This is a genomic window from Neisseria sp. P0021.S005, from assembly GCF_051956955.1.
The window spans coordinates 1-2781 of the sequence record NZ_JBQCWY010000393.1 but is presented as its reverse complement, the minus strand read 5'-3'; the positions used below and the strand labels follow the sequence as shown (position 1 = coordinate 2781).

Genomic DNA, 2781 nt, shown 5'->3' with positions numbered 1-2781 from the left:
ACATCTTCATCAGCGCAGGCTTTCCTCCTGCCATTAAAGTCGGCGGCACCCTCACGCCCATGCCCCACAAAGCGCTGACCGGCGCGGACACCGCCGCCATCGCCGAATCCACCATGAACCCCGACCAACTCGAAGCCTTCAACCGCGACTGGGAAATCAACTATTCCGTCCAATCGCGCAGCAACACACGCTACCGCGTCAACGCCTACCACGAGCAAGGCCGCGTCGGCATGGTATTGCGCCGCGTCAGCCAAGACATTCCCGAGATGAAAACCCTCGGTTTGCCCGAAAAGCTCCAAGAGCTTGCACTCGCGCCACGCGGCCTGCTGATCCTCGCCGGCCCGACCGGTTCGGGTAAGTCCACCACCATGGCCTCCATGCTCAACTACCGCAACCAAAAGCTGCCCGGCCATATCGTCACCATCGAAGATCCCATCGAGTTTATCTACAAACCTTGCCGCAGCATCTTCACCCAGCGCGAAATCGGCATCGATACCGACAACTGGAAAATTGCCGTTCAAAGCGCCATGCGTCAAGCACCCGATGTCGTCTGTATCGGCGAAGTCCGCAGCGAAGAAAGCATGGAATACGCCCTTCAACTGGCTCAAACCGGCCATCTGTGCGTTTTCACCATCCATGCCAGTACGGCCTCCCAAACCATCGAGCGCATTATCAACTTCTATCCGGAAGACCGCCGCCAACAAGTTTTGATGGATTTGGCGTTAAACCTCGTCGGCATCATCGGCCAACGCCTCACCATCAAGAAAAACCGCCAACGCACGGCCGTTACCGACCTCCTGCTCAACACTCCGGCCATGCAGGACCTGATTTTCAAAGGCGAATTGCTGGAAATCCGCGACCTGATGGCACGCTCCGGCAGCAACGGCATGCAGACGTTCGACCAAAACCTCTTCAACCTCTACGCACAGGGCCAAATCGAACTCAGCGAAGCCCTGCGCCAAGCAGTTTCCGCCAACGATTTGCGCCTGCGCATTCAAATGCACGACGAGGGCAACAATACCGAGCGTCTCTACGACCGCATCAGCGACCTCAACCTGATGACCTGATGGCGCAAGCCAAAAAAGGCCGTCTGAACAAATGTGGAAACGAAATCAAGTATTTCCCCGTATCCGTTCAGACGGCCTTATCCTATTTCAAACATTCTGAAACCGACTGAAAATCCTGTTAAAATCCAATCATTCACCTCATAACGAATAATAAACAACACCATCATGAACACTCCGCCGCTCAAACCTCTGATCATTGCCTCCCTGCCCGTCTTCGCCAGCGTGTTCATCGCCGCCACCCTCGTTTGGCACTTCAACACGCCTAAGCTCGTCATGCCCTTCGTACTCGGCATTATTGCCGGCGGTTTGGTCGACTTGGACAACCGCCTCACAGGCCGTCTGAAAAACATCGTCATCACCGTTGCCCTGTTCACCCTCTCCTCACTGCTTGCCCAAAGCACCATCGGCACAGGCGTTCCCTTCATCTTGGCCATGACCCTGATGACTTTCGGCTTCACCATCCTCGGCACCGTCGGCCTCAAATACCGCACCTTCGCTTTCGGTGCGCTCGCCGTCGCCACCTACACCACGCTGACCTACACACCCGAGACCTACTGGCTGACCAACCCCGTCATGATTCTGTTGGGCACTGTCCTATACAGCGTCAACACCCTGATCTTCCAAATCATCCTGCCCCACCGCCCCGTCCAAGAAACCGTTGCCAACGCCTACGACGCACTCAGCAACTACTTCGATGCCAAAGCCGACTTTTTCGACCCCGACGAAGCCGCATGGTTGGGCAACCGCCAAATCGACTTGGCCATGAGCAACACCGGCGTGATTACCGCCTTCAACCAATGCCGCGGCGCACTTTTCTACCGATTGCGCGGCCAACACCGCCATCCGCGTACCGCCAAAATGCTGCGCTACTACCTCAGCGCGCAAGACATGCACGAACGCATCAGCTCCGCCCACGTCGATTACAGCGAAATGGCCGAGCAGCTCAAAAACACCGACCTCATCTTCCGCATCCGCCGCCTGCTCGAAATGCAGGGTCAGGCATGCCGCAACATTGCCGCCACCCTGCGCAACAACAAACCCTACGCATACAGCAAACGCCTCGGCCGCGCCATGGAAGGCTGCCGCCAGTCCCTCGGCCATTTTGCCGAGACCCACGCCGACAATGCCAACCTCCACAATATCCGCCGCCTGCTCGACAACCTCAGCAGTGTCGATTACCAACTGCGGCAACTGCAAAACGATGCGTCCCTTGCCGAAAACGACAACACCGACACCCGCATCGCCGCCCTTGAAAACACCAAGTTCCGCAATATCGGCGAAACCGTCATCAGCCAACTCAATTTCGACTCCGGCGTCTTCCGCCATGCCACCCGCCTCTCCATCGTCGTGGCCGCGGCCTGCATCATCGTCGAAATCCTCCATCTCAACCTCGGCTACTGGATTCTGCTGACCGCCCTTTTCGTCTGCCAACCCAACTACACCGCCACCAAAAGCCGCGTGTACCAACGCATTGCCGGTACGATTCTCGGCGTGATTGTCGGTTCGCTCGTCCCCTACTTCACCCCGTCCGTTGAAACCAAGCTCTGGATTGTTATCGCCAGCACCACCCTGTTCTTCATGACCCGCAGCTACAAATACAGCTTCTCCACCTTCTTCATCACCATCCAAGCCCTGACCAGCCTCTCGCTTGCCGGTTTGGACGTGTACCACGCCATGCCCATCCGCATCATCGACACCATCGTCGGTTCCGTTA

At 57.0% G+C, this 2781-nt stretch carries 2 protein-coding genes; both read left to right on the top strand.

Going from position 1 to position 2781, the window contains the following annotated elements:
- The coding region (locus tag ACTHUE_RS14645) for a PilT/PilU family type 4a pilus ATPase (protein ID WP_440423860.1) at positions 1–1067 on the top strand (1067 nt) is incomplete at its 5' end.
- Between the two features lie 165 nt (positions 1068–1232).
- A partial coding sequence (gene yccS, locus ACTHUE_RS14640) for a YccS family putative transporter (protein ID WP_440423858.1) occupies positions 1233–2781 on the top strand: 1549 nt, incomplete at its 3' end.